Origin of the sequence: Streptomyces djakartensis, from assembly GCF_014651075.1 — a bacterium.
Taxonomy (GTDB): domain Bacteria; phylum Actinomycetota; class Actinomycetes; order Streptomycetales; family Streptomycetaceae; genus Streptomyces; species Streptomyces djakartensis.
Window position 1 is genome coordinate 75,619 of the sequence record NZ_BMWE01000001.1, and the last position, 26,102, is coordinate 101,720.

Here is a 26,102-nt window from a genome sequence, read left to right on the forward strand (position 1 = left end):
GCCGTCTCCCCCGGTGTTGCGGTCGGTGTTGCCGGGGATGACGATCAGCACGGACGTTCGGTTGCGATCAGCCGGAGTTCTCGGTCAGGTGCCGAACGTGCAGGTGCCCCTGCCGGGGGTACGCGGGCGGCTGCGCCGGCAGGACGGCGGCGAAGTCGTAGCGGCTCTTCTCCGCCACCCGGCAGGAGGCCGAGTTGTCCGTCTGATGGATGAGTTCGAGGCGGGTCAGGCCGTCGCGGGCGAAGGTGGTGAACGCCCATTCGGTCAGTGCGCCCAGGGCGCGCGGCGCGACGCCCCGGCCGCGTGCGCGTGCCGCCGTCCAGTAACCGACCTCGGCGGACGCGGCGCCGGGGGCGGCGTACCTGAGGACCACGTGACCGGCCGGCGCCGCAGCCGTGCCGGCGGGGCCGGCCTCCTCGACGGCGAACGCGAAGCGGCGGCCCTGCTCCCATCCCTCTCGCTGCTCCCGCAGCCATCGCGCCGCGCTCGTCTCGTCGTCGACGTCGAGGGACGTCCAGTGCCGCAGGGCGTCGTCCCGGCTCAGCGCGAGCAGACCGGGCGCGTCCGCCGCGGTCCAGGGACGCAGGGTCAGGGCGGGGGCCGCCGGTGTCGCCGCCACCCGTAACCGGGGCGTGGTGTCGGACATGGGGCGATCCTACGGTGGCCGCCGGCCGGTCTCAGAACAGGCTCAGCAGCGCCTCCGCGGGGTCCGCCAGCCTCGTTTCGCCGCCGGGGAGGGGGAGTTCGAACCAGACCGTCTTGCCGCGGGGCGTGCGGCGCGAGCCCCACGCGGCGCTCAGGAGACCGACCAGTTGCAGTCCGCGGCCGCCCTCGTCGGTGTCGCGGGCACGGCGGCGGCGGGGCTGGACCAGGCCGGAGTCCCAGACCTCGCAGACCAGGGTCCGGTCCAGCAGCAGACGGAGACGGATCTCGCCCTCGCCGTACCGCAGGGCGTTGGTGACGAGTTCGCTGACCAGGAGCTCCGTGGTGTCGACCAGGGGTTCCATGTCCCAGCTGAGGAGCTGGGCACGCGCGTACTCCCGGGCCCGGCCCACACTGCGCGGCTCGCGCGGCAGAATCCAGTCGCCGACGGACTCGGTGGGCAGGCCCTGTACACGTGCCATCAGCAACGCGATGTCGTCCTCGCCGTGGTGGGTGTCCATGGTGTTGAGGACGTGGTCGCAGACGTCCTCCAGCGGCTGGGCGGGGTCGGACAGGGAGCTGACGAAGGCCTGGAGCCCCTCGTCGAGCGGATGGTCGCGGCTTTCGACCAGTCCGTCCGTGTAGAGCGCGAGCAGGGCGCCCTCGGGCAGTTCGACCTCGACCTCCTCGAAGGGCTCGCCCCCGACGCCCAGCGGCATGCCCGGCGGCACGTCCAGCATCAGTGCCGGCTCGCCCGGTTCGACCAGCACGGGCGGCAGATGGCCGGCGTTGGCGAAGGTGCAGCGCCGGGTGACCGAGTCGTAGACCGCGTAGACGCAGGTGGCCAGGTAGACCTCCGAGAGGTCCGCCTCCCGGGGGCGGCGGGCCGCCCTGGTCGCCTGCTGGACGCCGCCGGGAGCGCCGAGGTTGCGCGCGATCTCGTCCAGCTGGGAGAGCACCTCGGCGGGTTCGAGGTCGAGCTGTGCCAGGGTGCGGACCGCCGTGCGGAGTTCGCCCATCGCGACGGCGGCGCGCAGGCCGCGGCCCATGACGTCGCCGACGACCAGCGCGGTGCGGTGCCCGGGGAGTTCTATGACGTCGAACCAGTCGCCGCCGACCTCGCTGGGCCGCCCGGTGTTGGCGTTGCCGGGCAGGTAGCGGCAGGCGATGTCGAGCCCGGAGGCCTCCGGGTCGCCCGGTGGGAGCAGGGACCGTTGCAGTATCAGCGCGCGTTCGTGCTCGCGCCGGTACAGGCGGGCGTTGTCGATGCAGACGGCCGCGCGTGCCGCCAGCTCCACGGCGAGGTCGCGGTCCCGGTCGCCGAACGGCTCGCTGCCCTTCGTACGGGCGAACTGCACCAGCCCGACGACGGTGTCGTGGGCGACCATCGGCACGGCGAGCGTGGACTGCACGAGCCCGCCGTCCTCACCGGGGACGGTCTGCGGCCGGGCCGTGCGCAGGGCGTCCGCGCAGGACGAGTTGAACGGGTAGTGGTGGACGGCGCCGACCGAGACGGGCACCCCCGCCCCGGCGAAGGGGGCGTCGGAGACGGCGCTGGCGAAGGCCACCCGGCGCAGCTCGGCGCTGCCGTCGGCGAGCCCGGGCGGGGTCTCGTCGCCGGCCAGCAGGCCCTGGTAGAGGTCGACGGTGGCCAGGTCGCAGAAGTCGGGCACGACGACGTCGAGGAGCTGGCGGGCCGTGGTCTCCAGGTCCAGGGAGTTGCCGATGCGGGCGCCGGCCTCGTTGAGCAGCGCCAGGTTGCGCCGCGCGGCTGCGGCCTCGCGGGCGGCGGCGCGACGGGAGGTGATGTCGATCCCGAGCCAGGCGACCCCGATGGGGCGGCCCGAACCGCTGTGCACGCGGTAGAGGTTGACGGACCAGTGGCGGCGGGCGTCGGAGCCCGGCACGAAGCCCGTGACGTGCATGTCGGTGATGGAGCTGCCGGTCTCCAGCACCCGGCGCAGCGTGGCGGCGACCCGATCCGCCTCCCCGCGCGGGAGGTAGTCGTGGACTCCCTTGCCACGGTGGTCGTCGGGCGAGCCGCCGAAGATGGAGGCGAACCGCTGGTTGACGCGGCGGACCCGCAGGTCCGGGTCGATCAGCAGGAAACCGAACGGGGATTGACTGAAAATGGCCTGCGAGGCGGCAAGGTCGGTCTCGATGCTGCGTAGGGTGCGCACATCGACGACGATGCAGACGGCGGCCTTCTCGCCGTCCTCGTTGCGCGTCGGCATGACGTAGACCTCGGCGAGTCCCTCGTGCCCGCACTCCCCCTCGGCGCCCTTCGGCATCCGGAAGGGCACCACACCGGTCCACTCACGGCCGTCGAGGATCTCGGCCATCTTGCGCATGCCCCGCTCGCGCAGGCGCGGGTCGATGAAGGCCTCGATGGGGTCCATGCCGACGGCGCGTTCGGCGGGGATGCCGAAGAGGTGCTCGGCGCGCAGGCTCCACTGGTCGACGAGTCCGTCCGGGCCGATGGAGAAGGACGCGACCTTGATGTAGTCGTAGATGGACCCGGGGGGACTGCTCTGCCACATGGCGTCCCCGGTCTGCACCCCGTCAGCGGCGAGCGCACCCCCCACGGCGGAGGCCAGGCCGTCCACGGCCCTCGCCTTCTCTCCCTCCGACGGGTCCTCGGACTCCGTGGCCTTCGCTGGTATCTCGCTCACGCGAACCGTCCCCTCCAGCTCACCGCTTCCGGCACCGGTCACCGGGGGCGGCTGCCCGCAGTATCCAGCACTACGGTGCCGCACAACACGGTGTTCACGATCACAGCACGGTCCCGATGGTTTTCGGTCCGGACCATGAGAACACTCCCCGTCTTCTAACCAGGGGACACGTCGTCGAATCCCGTTCGCCGCCAACCGCCACTGGCCGGAACCGGTCGCTCTACAACGGCGGATCGTACGTACACCGTTTTTTCACTCCGGCACCGCGAGTTCGAACCACACGGTCTTGCCCTCGGTGCCGGGCCGGGTTCCCCAGCGGCGGGAGGAGGAAGCCACCAGTTGCAGCCCGCGGCCGCTCTCGTCCTCGGGCCTGGCGACGCGTTCGCGGGGCGGGTCGGGGAGCGGGTCGGAGACCTCCACCAGGAGCACGCCGTTCAGCACGGAGGGGCGGACCAGCCGGACCCCGATGGGCCCGGTGGCATGCCGCAGGGCGTTGGTGACCAACTCGCTGACCAGCAATGCCGCGAGGTCGGCGAGGCGGTCGAGGTCCCAGCGGCGGAGCTGGCCGCGAACGGACTGACGGGCGGTCCGCACGGCGTCCGGCTCGGCGGGGAAAATCCACGCGGCGCAGTCGCCTTCAGTGTCGCTCACGCCGATCACTTCCCAGGCAACAAGCCCGCCCATGTCCGTTTTCATGGGACTAATGAGCACATACCCGGTATCGGGGGCGGAGTACCGCGCGGGGTGGCGCGCTGCGGCACGAAAGGCGTACGAGGCAGTCACATGTGAGTTGCCCGACACCGCGCGCCCCCGGCCCGCCTCAGGCGCCGGACGCTTCTCCCCCGCGGGCGGCGGGGTGTCCCAGGTGTGCGAGGGTCTCGCGGACGGCGGGCACGTCCTGGGCGAGCCAGTCGACGTCCCAGATCTCGCCGGGGCCGAGCCAGCGCAGTTCGTCGTGGTCCTCGAGTGGCTCGGGGGCGGCGGAGCCGGGCCGCAGCCGCGCGGTCCACACCTGGAGGACGTACGGCGGCTTCAGGGGCCACTCACCCGGAACGCGCCCGCCGGCCTCGGCGTCCACACCGAGTTCCTCGCGCAGCTCACGCACGAGCGCCGCGTCGGCCGTCTCTCCCGGCTCGACCTTGCCGCCGGGCAACTCCCAGCGCCCGGCCAGCTCGACGGGCGCACTGCGCCGGGCGGCCAGCAGCCGTCCGTCGTCGAGCAGCACGGCACCCACCACGACGATTCGCTCACTCATGCGGGGAGCCTACGGGACCGTCACGCGGGCGCTCGCGGGCCAGGGCCTGCTACTCGGATCAGCCCGCAGACGCGGGGCCTGGCACGCACATCCGCCCTGACAAACGCCGCCGGTTCCCTGCGCCATGCTCCAGACGACAGGCTCTAGTCGTGTGCCACGGCCGGCCCGTTCTGCCCCAGCCGCTCGACCCAGTACAGCTGTTTGTGGCCGCGGCCGTCGAGGCTGTCCGCGATCCTCTGGGCCTCGGCCCGGGTCGCGTACCGGCCGACGCGGTACCGGTTGCCGTTGCCGTCCTCTCGTATCACGAGCCAGGGAAGAGTGATCGTGCTGTCGTTCATCGCGCCCCTCCACTTCCCACCCGCGGCCTGTGCCGTGCCCCACCCGCCAAGGAAACCGCAATGCGCATATGCCCGAGCCTACGCCTAACCTTCACGCAGCGAATACGGCTTTTCACAAAGAGGTACGCAACCAGCCAGAACGCAGGGGGCGCACGCCGGGAAACGCGCCGTCCGCGTACCGCGACGCACCCTGCTGGAGGCATGCCGCAGCCGCCTCGGTCGACCTGCGGAAACGACGCCCGGCCGGGCGCCCGGAGCGCACCCGTCCCGTGACGCCCGTCACGGCGACGGCGGGAGCGGGGCGCACGGGGAGCGCAACGCGGGGCTGGTGTGAGCGTTCGCTACTTGACCGGAAGGTGGTAGGCGACCCGGTACCGATCGGCCGGGATGACGACGTCGGCCGTCTCGACCGGGCGGCCGGAGGCGTAGAAGGTGCGCGAGATCACCAGGACCACATGGCCGGGGACGCCTCCCAGGACGAGCAGTTCCTCGGCGAGACCGGGCCGGGCGCCGACCTCCTCGGCGACGTTGTCCACGATCACGTCGATCGCCGCCATGCGCTCGACGACGCCCATGCCGCCGAGCGGGCCCTCCTCCGGCAGCATCACGGGCGTACGGCCCGTCACGGCGAGCGGCTCCCAGGAGGTGGAGAGCATCATCACCTCGCCGCCCTCGCGGAAGAGGTACTTCGTGCACATCACGCGGTCGCCCGGCTCGATGCCCAGCCGCTCGGCGACCGCGACGCTCGCCTCGGCCTGCTCGCTGCTGGACTCCCAGGTGCCCCGCCCCTCGCCGTCCGCCTGCTCCTGACGGAACGGCGTGGCCCCGCCGGACGGGCGGTATCCGGAGCGGGAGACGCGCCGGGGCACGGGCCGCTCGCGCACATAGGTCCCCGAGCCCGAGCGGCCCTCGACCAGCCCTTCCGCCATGAGCACCTTGCGGGCCTCCAGGGCGACGGTGTCCGAGACGCCGTACTCCTGGCGGATTCTGGCCTGGGACGGGAGGCGGGTGTGCGGCGGCAGCTGACCGTCGACGATCTTCTTGCGCAGATCACCCGCGACACGCAAGTACGCCGGCTGCTCACCGAATGTCACTGGCCGCTCCCATCAGGTTGTACAGACAGCAACAGCGTGGCAACCGTAGGTTGTGCCATGCAAGTAAAGGCCAGAGAATCACTCGATGTGATGACAAAGTGAGCGTGAGGGCTTTACGCAGGCACTTTCTCCCCGCTATAGCCGCCGTCACACCCGTCTGCGACGACTGACGGGCCGTCACAAGCGCTTCGTGCGTCCAGGCATGACCCTTCTGCAATTCCTGCCGAGGTCGCTCCAGTTCTGACGGGGCGTGGGGGCCGCTGTCCGCGGTCCGGCCCCTGTCCGGTCGCGCCCTGAGCCGGAGTCCCGCCGCAGCAGGGCGAGTTCCGCGTTCATCTCGGCGAGGAAGCGGACGACCACCTCCCGGTTCCTCGCGGCTGAAACGACCGCGGGCCGTGTCGGTGGCTCGGGCCGGTCCAGGCAGGCGGTGACCACGCCGGACGTGAGGTCGAGCCGCCCCCGCAGCCGACCGGGCGTCATGAGCCCCTTCCCCGCGTCCGGGACTGCGCTGCAGATCGCCTTCATCGTCGCCGCCTTCGGGGTGCTGCTCGACACGCTCGTGGTCCGCTCGTCGCTGGTGCCCGCGCTGGTGATCGGCATCGGGCCGCGGGCGTGGTGGCCCGGCACCCTGGCCCGCCCGGCCCCGCGAGCCGGCGACGGCCCTCGCTCCGGCTGAGGCGTCCGGCGCCGGACGTGCGGTGCATCCGTGACGGGTGCCGAGCCGGAAGTCCTCATGTCGGGGCCGTCATCCGACGGCACGGCACGAGCGTCGAGGCACGGGAGGCACGACCATGGCGACGGACGGGGCACGGTCGCACTGCCTGGTCACCGGGGCGTCGGGATACATCGGCGGGCGCCTGGTGCCGGAACTGCTGCAGGCGGGCCACCGCGTCCGGTGCCTCGCCCGCTCCCCGGGCAGGCTCCGGGACCACCCCTGGGCGAAGCACGCCGAGACCGTCCAGGGAGACGTCACCGACCCGGAGTCCGTCGCCGCCGCCCTGCGCGGTGTCGACGTCGCCTACTACCTGGTGCACGCCCTCGGGTCGGGCCCCGGGTTCGAGGACACCGACCGGGAGGCCGCCCGGATCTTCGCCGAGCAGGCGCGGCTCGCCGGCGTGCGGCGGATCGTCTACCTCGGCGGGCTCACGCCGCGCGACGTCCCCGAGCGCTCCCTCTCCCCGCATCTGCGGTCCCGGGCCGAGGTGGGGGACATCTTCCTGGACTCCCCCGTGCCCGCCACGGTGCTGCGGGCGGCCGTCGTCATCGGCTCGGGGTCGGCGTCGTTCGAGATGCTGCGCTACCTCACCGAACGCCTGCCTGTCATGATCACCCCCAGCTGGGTGCACACCCGGATCCAGCCGATCGCGGTGCGGGACGTGCTGCGCTACCTGGTCGGGTCGGCGACCATGCCGGCCGACGTGAACCGGGCTTTCGACATCGGCGGGCCCGACGTCCTCACCTACCGCGAGATGATGCTCCGGTACGCCGCCGTCGCGGGGCTGCCGAGGCGGTTCATCATGCCGGTGCCGGTCCTCACCCCGCGGCTGTCCAGCCACTGGGTCGGGCTCGTCACCCCGGTGCCGGCCTCGATCGCCCGGCCGCTGACCGAGTCCCTGCGGTACGAGGTCGTCTGCCGGGAACACGACATCGCCCGCCATGTGCCGGACGCCCCGGGCCGGCCCCTGCCGTTCGACGAGGCGCTGGCCCTGGCGCTGCGCAGGGTCCGGGAGGCGCAGGTCGCCACGCGCTGGTCCTCGGCCTCGGTGCCCGGGGCTCCCAGTGACCCGCTGCCCACGGACCCGGGCTGGGCGGGCGGCAGCCTCTACCAGGACGAGCGGCACAGGCGGGTCGACGCGTCGCGGGAGGCGCTGTGGCGGGTGGTCGAGGGCATCGGGGGCGAGAACGGCTGGTACTCCTCCCCTCTGGCCTGGGCGGTCCGGGGATGGCTGGACCGGTTCACCGGCGGGGTCGGGCTGCGCCGCGGGCGGCGTGACACCGAGCGCCTGAGGGTCGGCGACTCGCTGGACTTCTGGCGGGTCGAGGAGGTCCGGCCCGGGCGTCTGCTGAGGCTGCGCGCCGAGATGCGGCTGCCCGGCCTCGCCTGGCTGGAGATGCACGTCGAGACCGACGACGAGGGCCGTACCCGGTACCGGCAGCGGGCGCTGTTCCACCCCCGCGGACTGCTGGGCCACGCCTACTGGTGGAGCGTCGCCCCGTTCCACTTTGTGGTGTTCGGCGGCATGGCGCGCAACATCGCCCGAGCCGCGGCCGACGACACGGGCGGACGCCGCACCGCCTCACGCACCCGGCGCATCCGGCGGGCCCGCACCGGGCGAGGCGGGACATCCGCCGCGGACGACGCAGACGGACGCCCCACCACCACACCCACCCCGCGCGCCCCGAAGGCCCGCACCGGTCCAGGCCGGACATCCGCCGCAGACGGAACAGACGGACGCCCCGCCGCCGCACGCGCCCGCCCGGGCCAGGCAGCACAGCCGCCTCGGGGCGCAACCGCGGCAGACGGCACAGGTGGACTCCGCACCGCCGCGCGCGCCCCGCGCGCATACGGCGGGGGCCCGCACCGGCGAGGGGGCGCGCAACGACAGACGGAATCCGCACCACCGCACCAGGAGTGACACCATGACCGTCGCGGTCGTCCTGTTCACCTCGGACCTGCGCCTGCACGACCATCCGCCGCTGCGCGCCGCGCTGGGGGCGGCGGACGAGGTGGTGCCCCTGTTCGTCCGCGACCCCGCCGTCCACGCGGCCGGCTTCGACGTGCCCAACCGCGCCGCCTTCCTCGCCGACTGCCTGGCCGACCTCGACGCCTCGCTGCGCCGGCGCGGCGGGCGGCTGGTGGTGCGCTCGGGTCCGGTCGCCCGGGAGGTCCGGGCGGTCGCCGCCGCGTGCGGCGCGACGGAGGTGCACATGGCCGCCGGCGTCACCGCCCACGCCCACCGCCGTGAGGAGCGGCTGCGCGAGGAACTCGGCGCCGGCGGTGTCGTGCTGCGGGTGCACGACAGCGTGATCACCGCCGTCGCCCCGGGGGCCGTGACACCGTCCGGCGGCGATCACTTCTCCGTGTTCACCCCCTACTTCCGCCGCTGGTCACAGCAGTCGCTGCGTGATCCGCTGCCCGCGCCGCGGGCCGTGCGCGTTCCCGGCTCGGCGCGCGGCGAGGAGCTGCCGTCCCGCGAAGGCGTCCGGGGTGTGTCGCCGGAGGTTCCGCCCGGCGGGGAGTCGGCGGGGCGCGACCGGTTCGCGGCCTGGGCGAGGGCGGACCTGCCCCGGTACGAGGAGCGGCACGACGACCTGGCCGGTGACGCGACCTCGCGCCTGTCTCCGTACCTGCACTTCGGGGCGCTCTCACCGGTGGAGCTGGTCCGCCGGGTCCGCGAGCGGGGCGGGCCCGGGGCCGAGGCGTTCGTACGGCAGCTGTGCTGGCGCGACTTCCACCACCAGGTCCTGGCCGCCCGGCCCGACGCGTCCGTCCAGGACTACCGCACCCGCGGCGACCGGTGGCGCGGCGCGGACGAGGCGGCCGAGGACATCGCCGCGTGGCGGGAGGGCCGTACGGGCTATCCGATGGTGGACGCCGGCATGCGCCAGTTGCGCCGCGAGGGCTGGATGCACAACCGGGCCCGGCTGCTGACGGCGAGTTTCCTGACGAAGACGCTGTACGTGGACTGGCGGATCGGCGCACGGCACTTCCTGGATCTCCTGGTGGACGGCGACATCGTCAACAACCAGATGAACTGGCAGTGGGTCGCCGGCACCGGCACCGACACCCGTCCGCACCGCGTCCTCAACCCCGTGCTCCAGGGCAGGCGCCACGACCCGGACGGCACCTACGTACGCCGCTGGGTGCCGGAACTGGCGGACATCGAGGGCGGCGCGGTGCACGAGCCGTGGCGCCTCTCGGAGGACCGGCGGGCCGCTCTGCGCTATCCCGCGCCGCTCATCGGCCTCGGCGACGGCCTGGCCCGCTTCAGGGCCGCCCGCGGCCGCGACTGAGGAGCCGGCGCCGGGACGCGGGAACCGGCGCGTTCCGGCGGCGTCGCCCCTTCGGCGCATCCAAGACACCGCTCCCGGTGGAAGCACTGATGTGCGGAGGACCGGAAGCGAGAAGGGGCAGCGCATGCTTGGAACCGCTCACGAGGCCGTGAGAGCCGTCGAGCACGTCCTCGAGCGGGTGCTCGACGCGCGCCTGCGGCAGGCCCGGGAAACCGACGCGCTGTTCGCCCGCGACATGGCGGATCGCGTCGCGGCGTTCGTCCGGCGTGGCGGCAAGCGGCTGCGCACGGCGTTCGTGTGGTGCGGCTGGCGGGCCGCGGGCGGCACGGGCGACGCCACCGAGGTCCTGCGCCTGGGGGCCGCCCTCGAACTGCTGCAGGCCTGCGCCCTCATACACGACGACGTGATGGACGGCTCGGCCCTGCGCCGGGGGGCTCCGGCGATGCACGAGGACTTCGCCCGCCTCCACCGGACCGGCCGGACGAACGGCTCCGCCGAGTCGTTCGGGACGTCGGCCGCCGTCCTCGCCGGCGACCTGGCACTGGCGTGGGCGGACGATCTGCTGACGGAGACGGCGCTCGGTACGCCGCGGGGCTCGCGGCTGCACGCCGAGTGGCGGGCCATGCGCACCGAGATGGTCGCCGGGCAGTACCGCGACCTGCACGCCCAGGCGAGCGGCTTGTCCTGCGACGAGGAGGCGCTGGCCATCGCCGTCCTCAAGAGCGCCCTGTACACGGTCGAGCGGCCCCTGACGCTGGGTGCCTCACTGGCCGGCGCGGACACCCGCACCCTGGGGGCGCTGCGGGACGCCGGCCGGTGCGCGGGGCTCGCCTTCCAGCTGCGCGACGACCTGCTCGGTGCCTTCGGTGACCCGGCCCGGACCGGGAAACCCGCCGACGACGATCTGCGCTCCCGCAAGCTCACCCCGCTCCTCGTCGTCGCCGTCCGGCTCGCCGACGCCGCCGGCGATCAGGAGGCCGCCGCCGTGCTCGCCCCGGGCGCGGACGCGCGGGCCGGGCACACCGTCGAGCGGATGCGGGCGGCGCTGGAGCGGACGGGCGCCCGGGCGGAGGTCGAGGCACGGATCGGGGAGCTGGCGGCGGCCGCTCTGCGCCACTTCGCGTCGACCGCCGCCGGACCCGAGGTGCGGCGGGAGTTCGCCGCCCTGGTCGAGCTGGCCTCGGGCGTCGCCCCGCGGCCCGCCGAGGAGCTCGTATGAGGACGGTGCCGGGACCGACGGACCACGTCGTCGTGGTGGGCGCCGGCCTGTCCGGCCTGGCCTGCGCCCTCCATCTGCTGGGCGCCGGCCGCCGGGTCACGCTCGTCGAACGGGACGCCGGGCCGGGCGGCCGGGCCGGGCGCGTACGGCTCGGCGGCTACCGCGTGGACACGGGGCCCACCGTGCTGACGATGCCGCATCTGGCCGACGAGGCGTTCGCGGCCGTCGGCGACCGCCTCGACCGGCATGTCGAGCTGGTGGCCCTGCACCCCGCCTACCGGGCAGGTTTCGCGGACGGGACCCGGCTCGACGTGCACACCGACGGCGAGGCCATGGAGGCGGAGGTGCGGCGCTTCGCCGGGCCGGCGGAGGCGGCGGGCTACCGCAGGCTGCGGGAGTGGCTGGAGCGGCTGTACCGGGCGCAGATGCGCCGCTTCATCGACACCAACTTCGACTCGCCGTTCCAGCTCGTCCACTCCGACCTGGCCCGGCTGGCGGCGCTCGGCGGCTTCGGGCGGCTGGACGGCCGGATCGGCCGCTTCCTCTCCGACGACCGGCTGCGCCGGGTCTTCTCCTTCCAGGCCCTGTACGCCGGTGTCGCGCCGGCCCGGGCGCTCGCGGCCTACGCGGTGATCGCCTACATGGACACCGTGGCCGGTGTCTGGTTCCCGAAGGGCGGCATGCACGCGCTGCCCCGGGCGATGGCCGACGCGGCGGCCGGTGCCGGTGCCGAGCTGCGCTGGTCGGCCGAGGTGAGCGCGCTGGAACGCGCGTCGGGCCGGGTGCGGGCCGTCCGTCTCGCCTCGGGCGAGCGGATCCCGTGCGACGCGGTCGTGCTGACCTGCGAACTGTCCACCGCACACCGGCTGCTGGGCCGGGCACCCCGGCGCCCGGTACCGCTGCGGCACTCGCCGTCCGCGGTGGTCCTGCACGCCGGAACCGACCGCACCTGGCCCCACCTCGCGCACCACACGCTGTCCTTCGGCGCCGCATGGGAGCGCACCTTCGACGAACTGACCCGCTCGGGGGCGCTGATGAGCGACCCGTCCCTGCTGATCACCCGCCCGACGGCGCACGACGCGTCCCTGGCACCGCCGGGCCGCCACCTCCACTACGTCCTCGCGCCCTGCCCGAACACCGCCGTCGGCCCGTCCGCCGCCGCCTGGCGCGACCTGGGCCCCCGCTACCGCGACAGCCTGGTCGCCGAGCTGGAGCGGCGCGGCCTGGACGGCTTCGCGGACAGTGTCGAGGAGGAGCTCCTGGTGACCCCGCTCGACTGGACGGCACAGGGACACGCGGCGGGCAGCCCCTTCTCCGTCTCCCACACCTTCGCCCAGACCGGGCCCTTCCGGCCGCGCAACCTCGTACGCGGGCTGGACAACGTCGTGCTCGCCGGCTGCGGGACCACACCCGGGGTCGGCGTACCCACCGTGCTGATCAGCGGCAAGCTCGCCGCCGCCCGGGTCACCGGCGGCGCCCGGCGCCGCTCACCGGTGTCCCGGCCGCGCCCGGCCGTGCAGGAACGCCCGACCGCCCCGACCGGAGCAGGTGCCCATGACCCGTCGTGAACTGGACGCCGCCGGGATCACCGACCCCGGCCTGCGTGCCGCCTACACCCGGTGCCGGCAGCTCAACGCCCGCCACGGCCGGACCTACTTCCTGGCCACCCGCCTGCTGCCGCTGGAACGCCGCTCGGCGGTGCACGCGCTGTACGGCTTCGCCCGCCGGGCCGACGACATCGTCGACGACCTGAACCGGCGCCGGACCCCGGACGAGCCCGGTCTGCTGCTGACGCGGCTGGAGGGCGGCCTCGCCCACGCGCTGCGCACCGGCGGCGGGAGCGAACCGGTGGTCCGGGCGGTGGCCGACACCGCCGACCGGTACGGCATCGAGGTGACGCTGTTCGCCGACTTCCTCGCCTCGATGCGCGCCGATCTGACCGTCACGGACTACCCGACCTACGCCGACCTGCGGGCCTACATGCACGGCTCGGCGGCGGTGATCGGACTGCAGATGCTGCCCGTGCTCGGCACGGTCGTCCCGCGCGAGGAGGCCGCGCCGTACGCGGCTGACCTGGGGGTGGCGTTCCAGCTCACCAACTTCCTGCGGGACGTGGGCGAGGACCTGGACCGCGGCCGCGTCTACCTGCCGGCGGACCTGCTCGCCGCGCACGGCGTGGACCGGCCGCTGCTGGAGTGGAGCCGGCGCACCGGGCGCCACGACCCGCGCATCCGGGCGGCGTTCGTCGCGGCCGAGGCCCTGACCAGGGACGTGTACCGGGCGGCAAAACCGGGCATCGCGATGCTCGACCCGCGGGTGCGCCCGTGCATCGGCGCCGCGTTCACGCTGTACGGCGGCATCCTCGACGCGATCGCGCGGCACGACTACACCGTGCTGCACCGTCGTGCGGTGGTGCCGCGCCGCCGGCGGGCGGCCACCGCCGCGGGCGGAATCCTGAAGGCGGCCGGGGCGCGATGGCGCGCCGCGCCCACGCCGGTCCCCGGCGCGCTGGAGCGGAAGGGGTCGGGTGGTGGGTGAGCGGGCGGACGGGGCACGCTGGACGGCGCCGCTGCGGCGGCGCCGTGGACCGGGCTGGGCGGAGCAGGCGCCGACCTGGCGCGCGGCGCGGCCGGCGCTGATCGCCGACGCGCTGAAGCGGGCGTCCGCCCGGCCCTCCGGGAACTGGTTCGTGGTCGGCGCCTCCCGGGAGGTGCGCCCCGGCAGGCCCTACGGCAGGACCGTCGGCGGTGCCGAGGTGGTGCTGTGGCGGTCCGGGTCGGGCGAGCTGCGTGCGGGGCCCGGCGTCTGCCCGCACCTGGGTGCGCCGCTGCGGGACAGCCGGGTGGTGTGCGGCACGCTGGTGTGTCACTGGCACGGACTGGCGCTGGACGGTTCCGCGTCCGCCGGCTGGCAGCCGTACCCCGTCCACGACGACGGGGTGCTGGTGTGGGTGCGGCTGGACGAGGTGGGCGGCGAGGAGCCGTCGGAACGCCCCGTCGTTCCTGGGCGTCCCGCGCCGGGCGCCGGGGTGGACGCCGTGCTCACGGCGGTCGGGCGGTGCGAGCCGCAGGACGTCGTGGCCAACCGGCTCGACCCGTGGCACGGGTCCTGGTTCCACCCGTACTCCTTCGTCGATCTGACGGTCGTCCGCGAGCCCCGGGGCGACGAGGACGACGCCTTCGCCGTCGACGTCTCCTTCCGGGTTGCGGGCCGTCTGGTGGTCCCGGTCCGGGCCGAGTTCACCGCGCCCGGGCCGCGCACCGTCGTCATGCGCATCACCGGCGGCGAGGGGGCCGCGTCCGTGGTGGAGACGCATGCCACGCCGCTGACGTCGGCGGCCGAGGCACGGCCGCGGACGGCCGTCATCGAGGCGGTCGTCGCCACCTCGGGCCGGCGCGGCTTCGCGCTGGCCCGGGCCGCCGCCCCCCTGCTGCGCCCCCTGATGCGCCGCACCGCCGGGCGCCTGTGGCGCGACGACCTCGCCTACGCCGAGAGACGCTGGACGCTCCGCAGCACCGGACGCTTCCCCGGCTGAGACGCCCCCCGGCGTCTCAGCCGTCACGCCCCCAGCGGGAAGCCCCGGGAAGCGGCACGGCCCGCGCGGCGCCCACGACGACGCGGACCACCGCCACGCCGCACACCACCACTTCGCAGCACTGGCGGCTTCCCCGGCTGGGACGCCCCCCCCGGCGCTCCCGCCGTCACGCTCCCTGCGGGAAGGCCCGGCAAGCGCCACGGCCGGCGCGGGACACGGCCGTAAGCGGTGCCGGTCACCGGTGTGCCGAGCGGCCCGCGAGCGCGCCGAGTGCCCGCAGGGCCGGGGAGCGGCCCGCCCGCGGGACGGTCCACAGCACCTGGCCGCGGACGCCCCACCCGGCGAGCAGGGCGTTGGCCGCCAGGAAGCCGGTGGTGGCGGCCCGTTCCATCAGGGCCACGGGCAGGTCGCAGCGGATCCCGTCACCGGCCAGTGTCAGCCACGGGTGAGGGGTCGTCACGGTGGGGCGACGGTGGTGGGTGCCCACCGGGAAGTGCGGGCAGTCCGCGCGCCACTCGTGCCGGGCGTCGACGACCCGCGCCGCGCGGGTCTCCGGGTACACCCGCCGCAACTGTTCGAGTACCTCGTGCTGCGCGCTCTGCGGTTCCGTGCCGTCGGGGACGGCGTAGGCGTGCAGTTCCACCACCGACCCCGCGTTCCTCGCGGCCCAGCGGGCGGCCTCGCCCTCGTAGCGTTCCAGGACACTCACGTTGTCCAGGCCGCCGTACCCGCTGGTGCCGAGGAAGCCGGGGCGGTCGGCGCGGACCGGCCGGTCGAGCCAGAGCCGGGAGACGAGGAACGGCGGGGCGGTGCGCAGGGCGGCGATGTCGTCGCGCCAGGTGCCGGTGCCCAGGCCGGGCGAGCCGGCGACGACCCGCCGCAGTCCCGCGGTGTCGAGGGCGAGCACCACCGCGTCGTGCCGGTCGGTGCCGGTGCCGGTGCGCACCTCGGCTCCCCCGGTGCCGGCCGGGTCCACGCCGAGTACGGCCGTGCCGGTGCGGACGTCCGCGCCGAGGCGCTGGAGATAGGTCCCGAGCGGCTCCCACAGGGCCTGCGGGAAGGGCTCGTCGGGCACGTCGAACAGCAGCCCTTCCGCCGAGCCGAGGAAGTAGATGTGGAACATCAGCATCAGTTCGGCGGCGGACAGTTCGCGCGGGTCGGCGAAGAAACTGCGCGAGAACACCTCGAAGGCCAGGTGGTGCGCGGCCTCGGGGAAGCGGACGCGTTCCAGGAAGCCGGCCGCGCTGATCCGGTCGAAGCGTGTGTACACCTCCGGCACGCGCACGTCCAGCAGCGGCAGCGCCGCCCGGGCGTCCAGGGCGGTGAGGTCGCGCCAGCCGAAGGTGGGGCTGAGGGCGACAAAGCCGAGGGCGCTGAACGGCGGTGTGCGCGGGACGCGGGCGAAGCTGTCGGTCAGGCCACCGCTGTGCCTGAGGGGGTAGTCGGGCAGCGGGGTGAGGCGCGAGAGGGCGGGGTCGGTCCGCCGCAGCAGGCCGCGCAGGTTGTAGTACTGGCGGAAGAAGGCGTGGAAGCCGCGGCTCATGGTCACGACGGAGCCGTCCGCGAGCCGGGTGCGGTGGCCGGCGAGGCGCCCGCCCAGGGACTCCTCGCGTTCGTAGAGGGTCACCCGGGCGCCGCGTTCGGCCAGTCCGGTGGCCGCCGCGAGACCGGCGATCCCGCCGCCCACCACGGCGACCGAGGGCGCGTCCCCGGGGGCGAACCGGTCCCGGCCGGGGGCGGGCGTCAGGACCTCGGCCCTGCGGTCCCGGCCACGCCGCACGGTGCGGGTGCTCATCGGATGTCCTCCGTGTACTCCGTGTGCTCCGTGTCCTCCGCCGCGTGCTCCGCCGCCGTCGTGGAGCCGTTGCGGGCGACGAAGGTGTGGGTGATGCCGGTCTGCCACCCGGCGAGGGGCAGGGCACGGGCCCCCGTGAACCCGGCCCGGGTCAGCCGGCCGGTGAAGGCGGGCGCCGTGTCGAAGGCGAGGACGCTGTGCCACAGATGCTGGTAGAGGGCCCGGTCGCCGGTGAGGGTGCCCGCGGGGATGATCACGCCCTGGCAGACGGCGGTCCACAGCGCGCGGTGTGCAGGTGAGCCGCCGAGGCTGTACTCGTGTACGGCGAGGCGCCCGCCCGGCCGCAGGAGCGCCCGTACCGTGCGCAGCACGGCGTCCGGGTCGGAGACGTTGCGGAACAGGTAGGCGGCGAAGACCGCGTCGAAGGGGCCTTCACCGGCTGTTTCGAGGGTCTCGGCGCTTCTGTGCAGGAACCGCACGCCGTCGGGCCACGGCTTGGCCAGTGCCCGCCGCAGCATGCCCGGGGAGGCGTCCACGGCGGTGATCCGGGCCCGGGGCGCGGCCCGCAGCAGGGCCAGAGTGGAGGCGCCGGTGCCGCAGCCGAGGTCGAGCAGGTGCAGACCGGCTCCGTCCCCCGGCAGCCGCAGCCGGCGGGCGGAGCGGAGCAGGTCGGTGCGGTAACCGGGGCTGAGGGCGGTGAGCCGGTCGTAGGTGCGGGCCGCGTGGTCGAAGGCGCGTGCCAGGTCGTGGTCGCGCAGCAGGGTCATCGGGGGCTCTCTCCGGTTCGTGGGGCGGGGTGGGTGCGGCGGGGCAGGAAGGGCACTTCGACCGCGGTGCGGAGCATCGGGATCACCGGGGTGCGCAGTCCGATGCCCCACTCCTCCCGTAGGGAGGTGGCGCCGTCCAGGAAGCGCAGCAGGCGGTGGGCCGGCGTGCGGCGGAACAGATCCGTGAAGAACGCGGGGCCGTCGATGCGGCCGGTGTCCAGGGCCCGCAGCAGCACCGCGTCCATGAAGAGCGCCCGCCGCCGGTGGGGTGGGGGCACGGTGGCGTTGCCGTCCCGCAGGGCGGCGGCGACGGCCCGGCTGTGCCGCTGCACCGCGGCGAAGGTGTAGCCGGTGGCGGGGCGGGTGGCGCCGCCCGCCGTGCCGATGCGGAACACGGCGTTGCCGGTGCGCCGGGGGAAGCGGGCGTCGGTCATCGGGATGACGCCCTGTTCCGCGGACTCCACGGTGAACGCGTCCAGACCCAGGACCTGGCGCGCGTAGTGACCGAGTGCCGCCTCGTACGCCGCGGTGGTCAGCGGGGCCCGGGAGAACTCGGTGTACTCGACGAGCGCCCGGTCGGGGGCGAGCGGAAGGACGTAGCCGAAGGCGAGCCCGTGCCGTGGCTGCGGCACCCGGAAGTCCATCAGGTCGGCGATCGCCGGGTCGAACCGGCCGGTGTCCGTGCGCACGAACCAGCCGTGGAAGTGCTGCAGAAGCTGCGTCCGGGACGGCGGCAGGGCGGGCAGCGGCCGCGAGTCGAACACCCGCCGGGCGCGCAGGACCAGCGTCCGGCCGCCGGGTGCCGTACAGCGGACCTCCGCGCCGCCGGGCACGTCGCGCACGGTGTCCGCCGTCGCGCGCAGCAGGCTGCCGCCCGGCGAACGCGCGAGCCGCGTGTGCACCAGCCGTTCGAAGGCCGCGGAGCGCACCATGCGGTAGCGCGACGGCGCCGGATCGACGGTGAGCGCGCTGCCGTCCGGGCCGTGCACCCGCAGCAGCGGCCAGGTGGCGTGCACCGCCTCCTCGAAGTCGCCGCCGCCCTCGTCCCAGTAGCACCAGGTCCGCTCGGCCGGGCGCCCGGGCCCGTCCGGCGGCTCCACCACGGTCACGGTCGCGGCGCCGGTCTGGACCAGCCGGTGGGCGAGGCTCAGTCCGGCGGCACCTCCCCCGACGACCACCACGTCGGACGTTCCGCCGGGCCCCGGCCCCGGACTCACCGGGTACCGCCCCCGCGTACCCGGCCACCGGGCATCCGGGCGCGTGCGCCGATCATCACCACACCCCGCTCCCCGCCACCACCGGGCCGACCGCTCCGAGGACCACTCCGATTCCGTTTCGCTGCCCCTTCCGGACGCCGGCCGTGTTCGGATGCAGCGGGCCGCCACTTCGGCGAACGCGGTTACTGCGAGACGACCGACTCCAGGAGGGCCACGGCCTCCGCCAGACCCGCCGGGCGCGGCACTCCGGGCAGGGTCCGGCCGGCCCAGCCGGGCCCGATCGTCAGCACGACCGGTCCGCGGCGAGCACCGCGCACCCCCCACTCCATCGCGGCCACGTGCTGGGCCAGGGGCCTGCTGGCGGTGGTACGGGACTGCGCCCACAGCGCCACCGCGGCCGGTCCGGTTCTGCGGACGGCCGTGACGAGCGACTCCACGGGCAGCGCGGCGCCGAACATGCGCACCGGCAGTCCGCGTTCGGCCAGCGCGGCGGCCAGCACCTCCAGCGGCAGCGTGTGGTTCTCCCCGGGCACGCACGCGAGCACCGTCAGCGCGCCCGGGCGGTCGGCGACCGCGACGGGGGCGCCGCGCCGCAGCGCGCCGGAGACGTGCCAGGACAGGAAGTGCTCGACCTCGACGTACTTCTCCCCCGAGCTCTCCCACTTGCGGCCGACCGCCTGGAGCGTCGGCATGATCACTTCGGTCCAGGCCGTGACCAGCCCGTGCTCGTCGATCGCGGCCTCGAGCAGTTCGTCGAGTGCGGCGGCGTCGAGACGCAAGGCGGCACGGGCGATGCCCTTGCACTCCTGACGCACGTCTCCCAGCCGCAGCCCGCTGCCCGCCCGGCTGCGGACGGGGCGGGAGGGGCGTGCCGCCCCGCCGGCGGCCCGCGGCCCCGCGGCTGCCTCGGTGGACGCTCCGAAGTCCCGCCGCCCTGCGACCGCGTCCGCAGACGAAAGGCCGCCCCGCCGCCCCGAGGCCGTATCCGGCCGCAAACCCGCACCCCGCCGCCCCAGGGCCGTATCCGGCGACAAACCCGCACCCCGCCGCCCCGAGGCCGTATCCGGGGACGGATTCGCGGCCCGTAGCCCCGGGGCCACCCCGGCCGACGCCTCGCCGGGCCCCGTGGGCGCCGCTTCAGCGAGCACCGCACGCGCCGCCTCGGCGGGAGGTATCCCAGTCGCCGTCAGGGCGCACATCCGCTCCAGCCGTGCCACGTCCGCAGCGGTCCACCGCCGGTGCCGGCCGCCGGTGTGCGCGTCGGGCCCGAGGCCGTAGCGGCGGTCCCAGGTGCGCACCGTGGTGGGCGCCACGCCCAGCCGCCGCGCCACCTCACCGGTGGTCAGCCCGCCGCCAGGCGGTCCCTGCCCGCCTCCCCGGTCGTCGTCGTGCCGTTCGTGTGCATCCATACCTCCGACTGTACGACGCACAAACGACGCATGTTGAGCCGCGTCGTTTGTGCGCCGAACACTGGCTTCGAGCGCACGATCGCCGCTCCGCGGAGCGACAGGTGCGGTTGAGGCACACGGCCTTCCGCCCCCGCGCGCCCGGCAGGAGGAACCAGGCCATGATCACCGACACGCGACGCACCGCCTCCGCCCCGCCCGTGGAGGAGACGCGGTACGAGGAGGAACTGGCCCGTGGCCTGGCCGCCGCGGACGAGGAGGCGTTCGCCGCGATCTACCGGCGCTGGGGCTCACTCGTCCACACCATGGCCACCCGCCTGCTCGGCGACACCCACGAAGCGGAGGACGTGACCCAGCAGGTCTTCCTCGGCGCCTGGCACGGGAGGGCCGGCTTCCGCCCGGAGCGGGGCCCGCTCGGCGCCTGGCTGGTCGGCATCACGCGGCGCAAGATCGTCGACGCGCTGGCGGCCAGGACGCGGCGCCTGACGCTGGCCGACTCGGCCGCCCGCGACGCGAGCCCCGCGCCGGACGACGAGGCGGTACCGGAACGGGTCCTCGACCGGGTGCTGCTCGTCGACGCCCTGGCACGGCTGCCGCGCCACCAGCGGGAGGTGCTCTGCATGGCCTTCTACGAGGACCTGACGCAGGCACAGATCGCGGAGCGGACCGGCATGCCCCTGGGCACGGTCAAGAGCCACGCCCGTCGCGGTCTGCACCGGCTGCGCCAGGCGATCGAACAGACCCCGGCCCAGAGCACGGACGGATAAGCGCGGCAAAACGGTCATGCCGTGCGCGCATCCGGGGCGGCCCCCACACCTGAAACAGGACTGAGTCTGCGCACCGTGCGAAGGCTCCGTTCGAAGGATTGATCTCTCATGACCTCTCACATCCGCCTCGCCCTCGCCGCATCGGCCGGTGCCTGCGCCCTGGCCCTCGGCACGACCGCACCCGCCCTGGCCGGCGATTCCGGCAAGGCCATGGTGTCCGTCTTCCACGGCATCCCCGGGATGACGGTGGACGTGTACGCCAACGGCGACCAACTGATCAGCGACTTCAAGCCCGGCACCGTGACGGATCCCCAGTCCCTCGCCGCCGGCACCTACGACATACAGATCTTCAAGGCGGGCCAGAGCCCTGACGGCACTCCTGCCCTGGAGAAGAAGGTGGAGGTACCCGAGGGCGGGAACGCCACGGTCGCCGCCCATCTCTCCGCCGGCGGGGATCCGCGACTGACGGCCTTCACCAATGACGTCTCCCGAGTGGACGCCGGAAAGTCGCGCCTGACGGTGCGCCATGTCGCGGCCGCGCCCGCCGTCGACGTCCGGGCCGGCGGGCAGCCCCTCTTCAACGACCTGACCAACCCGAAGGAGGCCACCACCGAGGTCGACGCGGGCACCGTCAACACCGACGTGGTCCTCGCCGGTACGGACACCGTGGCCATAGGCCCGGCCGACCTCAACCTGAAGGAAGGCACCGGCAACGTCGTCTACGCCTGGGGCAGCGCCGAGGACAAGAACCTCGCCCTGGCCACCCAGACGTTCAGCGGCCTGAAGTCGGCGTCGTGATCGGGGGCGTCATCACGATGACGGGCGCCCCGGTGGGCCGCCGCGCCGCCGGCCGGGGTGGCTGACGGTATGCGAGGGCCGGCCGGAGGGGAAGTGGCGGCTGCCGGCCCGGCAGCCGCCCTCGGCTTTCCGGTCACGCCGTCGGGCCGCGCCACACCTCCGCGCGACTTGGTGGCGGATCACGCCGACCGACGGGACGGCGCGGCCCCGAAGCGACGGCGGCGCGACGCGGACCTCGACGCCGGCATCGAACGGGCGGGTGTGACGGACCGAGCGGACGTGAACGCCCCGGACGCCCCGTCCCCGGCCGGCTGGTGCCGCCACGGCCCGGCGCCGTGGAGCAGCCGGGGAGCGGCCGTGCCGCTCGGCCAGGTCGACACAGGCCCCCGCGCCGGCACCGGTGACCTGGTGCGGCCCGCCGGTGCGAAGCCGGTGCGCCGCCCCGTGGTCGCGCTGGTCACCACGCCGGAGGTGGAACTGCCGCCGTCGTCCGGCCCCGTGGTCACGGCGGAGCCGGCCGAGTCCCGTGATCCGGGGAACAGGAGGGCGCAGTGGCCCATGTAGAGCCCGCGCACCTGGTGGAGCTGGCGCTCGGAAACGCCGCGCCGGACGGGCAACTCGCCGACGCCATGCGGCACATCGAGCAGTGCGACCACTGCCGCCACGAGTTGCGGATGATGACCCGCGTGGTGACCGCCGCCCGCTCCGCGAATGTGGTGGACCTGCCGACCGACCCCCCGGAACGCGTCTGGCGGCGGATCGCACGGGACTTGTCGTCACGTGAGACCGCCGCCCTCCGGCCGCCCGCCGGCACCCTCGGCCCCGGGAAGCGGAAGATCCTCGCCGCACTGGCGCTCGCGGCGATCATCGCCGCGGCAGCCGCCCACTGGTGCCGACGCGACCACCGGAAGCTCCACGGGAGCGGGGTATCACCGACTCGCGGATCAGCACGCGGCGTCTGAGCCGGGAACCCAGCACTTGTGGCATGCGTCATATATCAGCAGTAACTACCTCGAGCGACTGGTTACGGAGGTAACCAGTCGTTTCATGCATGCACTCCGAAGCGGAGACGATCAGTCCGCACCCAGCACTCTCGCCCCCCTCCCGCACGAACCGTGACGACGCTACCGACATCTCCCGACATGGCGGCAGGATCGATGAAACGACACGAGAGGCCAACGCAGCGAGATGATTGAATGCGAAAGTAAAATGACGGACATGGACGTCTCATTATCCGTACGGAGCAGTCGGGCAGCCTCACGGCATCGACTGGAGTTCGGCTTGCTGGGCCCGCTGATCGCACGCTCCGGGAACGGGGTGCTCGATGTCGGACCACCGAAGCGGCGCGTGCTGCTGATCCGGCTGCTGCTGGAACGAGGGCATGCCGTGCCGCTTGAGTCGCTCTGCGACGACCTGTGGTTCAGCCGTCCGCCGCGGAGCGCCATCTCCTCCATCCACGCGCACATCAGCAGGCTGCGTGACGCACTGGAACCCGACCGGGCGGGGCGCGGCGCGGCGAGCGTCCTGGTGCGGGAGTCCATGGGGTACGCCCTGCGGATCCCCCCGGAAGCACAGGACACGTTCCGTTTTGAACGCAAGCTGGGACGTGCCCGGCGCCTGTTGAGGGAAGGACGCGTCACAGCGGCCCGGCTGGAGATCGACACGGCGCTGGCGCTGTGGCGGGGAGCGGCACTCGCCGACGCCGTGGACCACCCCTTCGCCGCCCAGGAGATCGCCAGACTCGAGGAAGCCTGCCTGCTGGCCCGGGAGTTGCGGGTGACGATCCTGATGCACGAGGGGAATCTGGAGGAAGCCGTGCTGGCGGCCGAGGAGCTGACCTCGCGTACCCCCCTGCGGGAGGTCAGCTGGGAGCTGCTGATGCGGGCGCTGTACATGTCGGGCCGGCCCGCCGAGGCCCTGCAGCGGTACGCCACGCTTCGCCGGCTGCTCTCGGAGGAACTCGGCATGGACCCCGGCCCCCGGCTGCAGCGGCTGCAGACCGCGATCCTGCGGCAGGACGACGACCAGCTCACCGCCACCGGTTTCCCCGCACCGCCCCCGGGGCATGCCTGGCAGCTGAATCGGGGCTGACCCGTGAAGCAGTCGGACAGGGGTCCGTCCGGAAGATCTTCCGGACGGACCCCCGGGAATCAAAGAAGCGCCGGATCCTGACGAAGGATCCCGTAGAACTTGCTCTGCAGGTCACGTCCCGGATCGAGCCCCAGGCTGTGCGAGAGGCGCTCGACCATCTGGCTGTACGCGTCCAGAGCATCCGCCTGGCGACCCGAGCGGTAAAGGGCGGTGATCAGCTGGGCGCAGAAGCGCTCATGGAACGGGTACATGGCATGCATCTGCTCCAGATCGCGAATGAGCGAGTGGTGCTGATTCAGCTTCAGCCGAATGTCGAACAGCCTCTCGGAAGCGGTGATCCGGGTCTGCTGGAGCCGACTGTAGGCCATACGGCAAATGGCCCCCTGTCCCGTGTCCACGAGCGCCGGACCGCGCCATAACTCGGTCGCCGTCGTGAGAAGTTCGGCGGACTTCTCCAGTTCTTCGTCCCCCAGTGACTCGGCCTGCTGGACCAGTCCTTCGAAGCGGGCGGCGTCGACCTCGACCTCAGAGCTGATCAGCGCGTACCCGGAGGGGGAGGTCTCTATGATCTCCCGCAGACCGGGCTTTCCGCTGTACACGGCGAGTACCCGGCGAAGGCGTGCGATGTGACCGTGCAGCGAGTTCTCCGCACTGCGGGGCGGCTTTTCGCCCCACAATTCGTCGATCAGGTCGTTCCGGGACACCGTGCGCCCGGCAGAGAGAGCGAGGACGGCAATGATCGCCCTCAGCTTCTCTCCCGGAATTCTGATGTGCACATCGCCGTCAGACACGTCCAAAGGTCCGAGAATTCTAATTTGCATCGAACATCCACTTCCAAGAAAACTACCGGTCAAACCTGCGGATGAAACGGCGACATCCGGCAGCGGTCTGATTCTTGTTTCTCGTTCAACGTGCGCGAGCTATCAGCCCATCGACCTGCCCCCCAGAAGTCCCCCGTGGACCTCCCTTCGGCATCATGGACCACGTTTCTTGTCGTCGGCTTGTTGCCCCGCCCTACCGGATTGCCTACTTCTTGGTAATAACTTCGGGGGGTAACGGTGATCCTTCCGGCGCGACGCGGCTCCCGGACGTCCCTACCGCACAGGTCAGCGCGATCAGGAACGGGCGTCGGCCGTACCCCGGACCGGGGTGGCAAGAGGCTCGGTCACCGACCGGCCGACGGTGCTGATCAGCACGGGCTGGGAGAACAGGGTGCTGGGCCGCAGGCCGAACATCGCGTGGAAGGCGCTGCTGAAGTGGGACGGGCTGGCGAACCCCGCTTCCACGGCCGCGGTGCTCAGGTCCGGCCAGGTCTCCAGCAGAGCGGCCACCCGCAGCATCCGGGCCCACAGCCGGTACCGGCGGAAGGTGGTGCCCGTTTCGGCGCGGAACAGCCGGAGGAAGGCGGAGACCGAGAGACCGGCCTCCGCCGCCAGTTCCTTGGCCGCCAACCGCTGCCCCCGGGGCCCGTCCAGCCGGGCGGCCGCCCGCCTCACCCGCGGGTCCCGGCTTCCGTCGGTGCCGTCGGGGCCGGCCAGGTCCAGCCAGTAGCGGACCTGGGACAGCGGCACGCCGTCACTCAACGACGCGGCCAGCCGCACCAGTTCGGCTTCGTGCTCGTGATCCCTGGCCAGCCCGGCGTCGCCGGTCATCATCCGGCGGCAGGCCCTCTCCCGCGTCGACGCCGGGTCGAGGTAGTAGAAGACCATCCGTGTCCCGTCGGCGACGACCCGGTGCCGTACCCGTGCGGGCACCAGGGCCGTACGGATCCCGCGCCGGGAGCCGTGGTCCAGTTCGAGTGTGAACTCCGCGTCGACGCCGACCGCCAGACAGCTCACCGCGCTGGAGTGGAAATCCAGCGTCAACGAGGGCCCGATGTACAGAGCTTGCCCCGGCCACAGCCACAACACAGCCTGATCAGAGCATGTTTCTGAAAGCTGCGCCGGTCGCATGCGGGCATGCTAGCCCTGTTCCGCTGATTCCGCCGGGCTCCGTTCCCGCACGTCACGGAGCAGCTCCGTACCAGCCGCCCCCCGGCCTGCACCGGTTGCCTTCTCTCCCTGCGAACGGACCAGACGTATTCATGTGGATCGATCGACTCATCACCGGCCTGCTCTTCATCGTCGGCGCGGTGAACGTGCTGCCCGGCGTCGTCGCGGTGGCACCGTCCCGGATCTCCACGGCCTACGGGGTCTCGATCGACGGCGCCCACTCCGCCGACCTGACCGTGCTGCTGCGCCACCGGGCGGTGCTGCTGGGGCTGGTCGGGATCGGTCTGCTGTGCGCGGCGTTCATCCCCTCGCTGCGCGTGGCCGCCATGGTCGCGGGGGCGGTCAGCATGGGCACGTTCCTGCTCTTCGCCTACGCCACCCCGGCGCTCAACAGCGCCACCATGCGGGTGGCCCGCATCGACATCGCGGCGCTCGCGCTGCTCGCCGTCGCGGCCACGCTGGTCTGGCGCAAGAGCGCCTGAACGTCCGGAGAGGCCGGGA

The 26,102-nt window shown here is 73.6% G+C and carries 24 protein-coding genes and 2 pseudogenes; 13 read left to right on the plus strand and 13 right to left on the minus strand.

The genetic code is table 11. The features are described from left to right. Positions 1–67: 67 nt before the first annotated feature. From IE212_RS00325 to IE212_RS35570, 7 genes and pseudogenes are all read right to left on the minus strand, one after another. Positions 68–646, minus strand: a complete 579-nt coding sequence (locus IE212_RS00325) for a GNAT family N-acetyltransferase (protein ID WP_190195612.1) — start codon at positions 644–646, stop codon at positions 68–70. Between the two features lie 31 nt (positions 647–677). Beyond that, on the minus strand, positions 678–3,314 hold the full coding sequence (locus IE212_RS00330) for a SpoIIE family protein phosphatase (RefSeq protein WP_229863951.1): 2,637 nt from the start codon (positions 3,312–3,314) through the stop codon (positions 678–680). 252 nt (positions 3,315–3,566) lie between these two features. Further along, positions 3,567–4,010 (minus strand): ATP-binding protein, encoded by a 444-nt coding sequence (locus tag IE212_RS00335; RefSeq protein WP_373301300.1) that lies wholly within the window; start codon positions 4,008–4,010, stop codon positions 3,567–3,569. Positions 4,011–4,134: 124 nt separating this feature from the next. Beyond that, complete coding sequence (locus IE212_RS00340) at positions 4,135–4,569, minus strand: (deoxy)nucleoside triphosphate pyrophosphohydrolase (RefSeq protein ID WP_190195615.1); 435 nt, start codon at positions 4,567–4,569, stop codon at positions 4,135–4,137. A gap of 143 nt (positions 4,570–4,712) precedes the next feature. After that, a complete protein-coding gene (locus IE212_RS00345; RefSeq protein WP_190195616.1) occupies positions 4,713–4,907 on the minus strand; it encodes an SPOR domain-containing protein in 195 nt (64 codons plus the stop codon). Positions 4,908–5,248: 341 nt separating this feature from the next. Next, the gene (locus tag IE212_RS00350) at positions 5,249–6,001 is read right to left on the minus strand and encodes a GntR family transcriptional regulator (RefSeq protein WP_190195617.1); all 753 of its coding nucleotides are present in this window, start codon (positions 5,999–6,001) and stop codon (positions 5,249–5,251) included. A gap of 177 nt (positions 6,002–6,178) precedes the next feature. Further along, positions 6,179–6,481 (minus strand): annotated as a pseudogene (locus tag IE212_RS35570) (hypothetical protein); the annotation flags it as partial. Here IE212_RS35570 and IE212_RS00355 point away from each other — a divergent pair. From IE212_RS00355 to IE212_RS00385, 7 genes and pseudogenes are all read left to right on the plus strand, one after another. Beyond that, positions 6,480–6,677: a hypothetical protein gene (locus IE212_RS00355; RefSeq protein ID WP_190196180.1), complete on the plus strand. Its 198-nt coding sequence runs from the start codon at positions 6,480–6,482 to the stop codon at positions 6,675–6,677. The pseudogene IE212_RS35570 and the gene IE212_RS00355 sit on opposite strands and share 2 nt — an antisense overlap. Positions 6,678–6,792: 115 nt before the next feature. Next, positions 6,793–8,337, plus strand: a pseudogene (locus IE212_RS00360) (SDR family oxidoreductase); the annotation flags it as partial. A 304-nt stretch (positions 8,338–8,641) separates the two neighbouring features. Continuing rightward, positions 8,642–10,015, plus strand: a complete 1,374-nt coding sequence (locus tag IE212_RS00365) for a cryptochrome/photolyase family protein (protein ID WP_190195618.1) — start codon at positions 8,642–8,644, stop codon at positions 10,013–10,015. Positions 10,016–10,139: 124 nt separating this feature from the next. Then, positions 10,140–11,234, plus strand: coding sequence for a polyprenyl synthetase family protein (locus tag IE212_RS00370; protein WP_190195619.1), 1,095 nt, complete (start codon positions 10,140–10,142; stop codon positions 11,232–11,234). Then, on the plus strand, positions 11,231–12,802 hold the full coding sequence (gene crtI / locus IE212_RS00375; protein ID WP_190195620.1) for a phytoene desaturase family protein: 1,572 nt from the start codon (positions 11,231–11,233) through the stop codon (positions 12,800–12,802). The genes IE212_RS00370 and crtI overlap by 4 nt, the downstream gene beginning before the upstream one ends. After that, on the plus strand, positions 12,789–13,772 hold the full coding sequence (locus tag IE212_RS00380) for a phytoene/squalene synthase family protein (RefSeq protein WP_190195621.1): 984 nt from the start codon (positions 12,789–12,791) through the stop codon (positions 13,770–13,772). The genes crtI and IE212_RS00380 overlap by 14 nt, the downstream gene beginning before the upstream one ends. Further along, a complete protein-coding gene (locus IE212_RS00385) occupies positions 13,765–14,769 on the plus strand; it encodes a Rieske (2Fe-2S) protein (protein WP_229863953.1) in 1,005 nt (334 codons plus the stop codon). The genes IE212_RS00380 and IE212_RS00385 overlap by 8 nt, the downstream gene beginning before the upstream one ends. Positions 14,770–15,004: 235 nt before the next feature. Here the strand turns inward: IE212_RS00385 and IE212_RS00390 are convergent, their stop codons facing one another. The 4 genes from IE212_RS00390 to IE212_RS00405 form a co-directional block, all read right to left on the minus strand. After that, positions 15,005–16,564 (minus strand): FAD-dependent oxidoreductase, encoded by a 1,560-nt coding sequence (locus IE212_RS00390; protein ID WP_190195622.1) that lies wholly within the window; start codon positions 16,562–16,564, stop codon positions 15,005–15,007. After that, positions 16,561–17,331 carry a class I SAM-dependent methyltransferase gene (locus tag IE212_RS00395; RefSeq protein WP_190195623.1) on the minus strand — a complete coding sequence of 257 codons (771 nt, stop codon included), beginning with the start codon at positions 17,329–17,331 and terminating at the stop codon, positions 16,561–16,563. Before IE212_RS00395 ends, IE212_RS00390 begins: the two co-directional genes overlap by 4 nt. Continuing rightward, on the minus strand, positions 17,328–18,512 hold the full coding sequence (locus tag IE212_RS00400) for a lycopene cyclase family protein (protein ID WP_190195624.1): 1,185 nt from the start codon (positions 18,510–18,512) through the stop codon (positions 17,328–17,330). Before IE212_RS00400 ends, IE212_RS00395 begins: the two co-directional genes overlap by 4 nt. A gap of 218 nt (positions 18,513–18,730) precedes the next feature. Then, the gene (locus IE212_RS00405) at positions 18,731–19,957 is read right to left on the minus strand and encodes a MerR family transcriptional regulator (RefSeq protein ID WP_229863954.1); all 1,227 of its coding nucleotides are present in this window, start codon (positions 19,955–19,957) and stop codon (positions 18,731–18,733) included. A gap of 158 nt (positions 19,958–20,115) precedes the next feature. Here IE212_RS00405 and IE212_RS00410 point away from each other — a divergent pair, with 158 nt between their 5' ends. The 5 genes from IE212_RS00410 (at position 20,116) to IE212_RS00430 (ending at position 23,610) form a co-directional block, all read left to right on the plus strand. Beyond that, positions 20,116–20,721 (plus strand): RNA polymerase sigma factor, encoded by a 606-nt coding sequence (locus IE212_RS00410; protein WP_190195625.1) that lies wholly within the window; start codon positions 20,116–20,118, stop codon positions 20,719–20,721. Between the two features lie 108 nt (positions 20,722–20,829). After that, complete coding sequence (locus tag IE212_RS00415) at positions 20,830–21,519, plus strand: DUF4397 domain-containing protein (RefSeq protein ID WP_190195626.1); 690 nt, start codon at positions 20,830–20,832, stop codon at positions 21,517–21,519. A 93-nt stretch (positions 21,520–21,612) separates the two neighbouring features. After that, positions 21,613–22,083 carry a sortase family protein gene (locus IE212_RS00420; RefSeq protein WP_190195627.1) on the plus strand — a complete coding sequence of 157 codons (471 nt, stop codon included), beginning with the start codon at positions 21,613–21,615 and terminating at the stop codon, positions 22,081–22,083. Further along, positions 22,071–22,481, plus strand: a complete 411-nt coding sequence (locus tag IE212_RS00425) for a hypothetical protein (RefSeq protein ID WP_190195628.1) — start codon at positions 22,071–22,073, stop codon at positions 22,479–22,481. Before IE212_RS00420 ends, IE212_RS00425 begins: the two co-directional genes overlap by 13 nt. 256 nt (positions 22,482–22,737) lie before the next feature. Beyond that, a complete protein-coding gene (locus tag IE212_RS00430; RefSeq protein WP_190195629.1) occupies positions 22,738–23,610 on the plus strand; it encodes an AfsR/SARP family transcriptional regulator in 873 nt (290 codons plus the stop codon). Positions 23,611–23,669: 59 nt separating this feature from the next. Here IE212_RS00430 and IE212_RS00435 read toward each other — a convergent pair whose 3' ends face one another. Beyond that, positions 23,670–24,401, minus strand: coding sequence for an AfsR/SARP family transcriptional regulator (locus IE212_RS00435; RefSeq protein ID WP_229864009.1), 732 nt, complete (start codon positions 24,399–24,401; stop codon positions 23,670–23,672). 324 nt (positions 24,402–24,725) lie between these two features. After that, positions 24,726–25,475, minus strand: coding sequence for a helix-turn-helix domain-containing protein (locus IE212_RS00440; RefSeq protein ID WP_229863956.1), 750 nt, complete (start codon positions 25,473–25,475; stop codon positions 24,726–24,728). A 218-nt stretch (positions 25,476–25,693) separates the two neighbouring features. Between IE212_RS00440 and IE212_RS00445 the strand changes: the two genes are divergently transcribed. Beyond that, positions 25,694–26,083, plus strand: coding sequence for a phosphopantetheine adenylyltransferase (locus IE212_RS00445; protein WP_190195632.1), 390 nt, complete (start codon positions 25,694–25,696; stop codon positions 26,081–26,083). Positions 26,084–26,102: the final 19 nt, after the last annotated feature.

Excerpts from the sequence above, each read along its gene's own strand:
- IE212_RS00325 (WP_190195612.1), bottom strand. The coding sequence starts at position 646 with ATGTCCGACACCACGCCCCGGTTACGGGTGGCGGCGACACCGGCGGCC.
- IE212_RS00335 (WP_373301300.1), bottom strand. The coding sequence starts at position 4,010 with ATGAAAACGGACATGGGCGGGCTTGTTGCCTGGGAAGTGATCGGCGTG.
- IE212_RS00340 (WP_190195615.1), bottom strand. The coding sequence starts at position 4,569 with ATGAGTGAGCGAATCGTCGTGGTGGGTGCCGTGCTGCTCGACGACGGA.
- IE212_RS00345 (WP_190195616.1), bottom strand. The coding sequence starts at position 4,907 with ATGAACGACAGCACGATCACTCTTCCCTGGCTCGTGATACGAGAGGAC.
- IE212_RS00355 (WP_190196180.1), top strand. The coding sequence starts at position 6,480 with ATGAGCCCCTTCCCCGCGTCCGGGACTGCGCTGCAGATCGCCTTCATC.
- IE212_RS00365 (WP_190195618.1), top strand. The coding sequence starts at position 8,642 with ATGACCGTCGCGGTCGTCCTGTTCACCTCGGACCTGCGCCTGCACGAC.
- IE212_RS00370 (WP_190195619.1), top strand. The coding sequence starts at position 10,140 with ATGCTTGGAACCGCTCACGAGGCCGTGAGAGCCGTCGAGCACGTCCTC.
- crtI (WP_190195620.1), top strand. The coding sequence starts at position 11,231 with ATGAGGACGGTGCCGGGACCGACGGACCACGTCGTCGTGGTGGGCGCC.
- IE212_RS00380 (WP_190195621.1), top strand. The coding sequence starts at position 12,789 with ATGACCCGTCGTGAACTGGACGCCGCCGGGATCACCGACCCCGGCCTG.
- IE212_RS00390 (WP_190195622.1), bottom strand. The coding sequence starts at position 16,564 with ATGAGCACCCGCACCGTGCGGCGTGGCCGGGACCGCAGGGCCGAGGTC.
- IE212_RS00395 (WP_190195623.1), bottom strand. The coding sequence starts at position 17,331 with ATGACCCTGCTGCGCGACCACGACCTGGCACGCGCCTTCGACCACGCG.
- IE212_RS00405 (WP_229863954.1), bottom strand. The coding sequence starts at position 19,957 with ATGGATGCACACGAACGGCACGACGACGACCGGGGAGGCGGGCAGGGA.
- IE212_RS00410 (WP_190195625.1), top strand. The coding sequence starts at position 20,116 with ATGATCACCGACACGCGACGCACCGCCTCCGCCCCGCCCGTGGAGGAG.
- IE212_RS00415 (WP_190195626.1), top strand. The coding sequence starts at position 20,830 with ATGACCTCTCACATCCGCCTCGCCCTCGCCGCATCGGCCGGTGCCTGC.
- IE212_RS00430 (WP_190195629.1), top strand. The coding sequence starts at position 22,738 with ATGGACGTCTCATTATCCGTACGGAGCAGTCGGGCAGCCTCACGGCAT.
- IE212_RS00445 (WP_190195632.1), top strand. The coding sequence starts at position 25,694 with ATGTGGATCGATCGACTCATCACCGGCCTGCTCTTCATCGTCGGCGCG.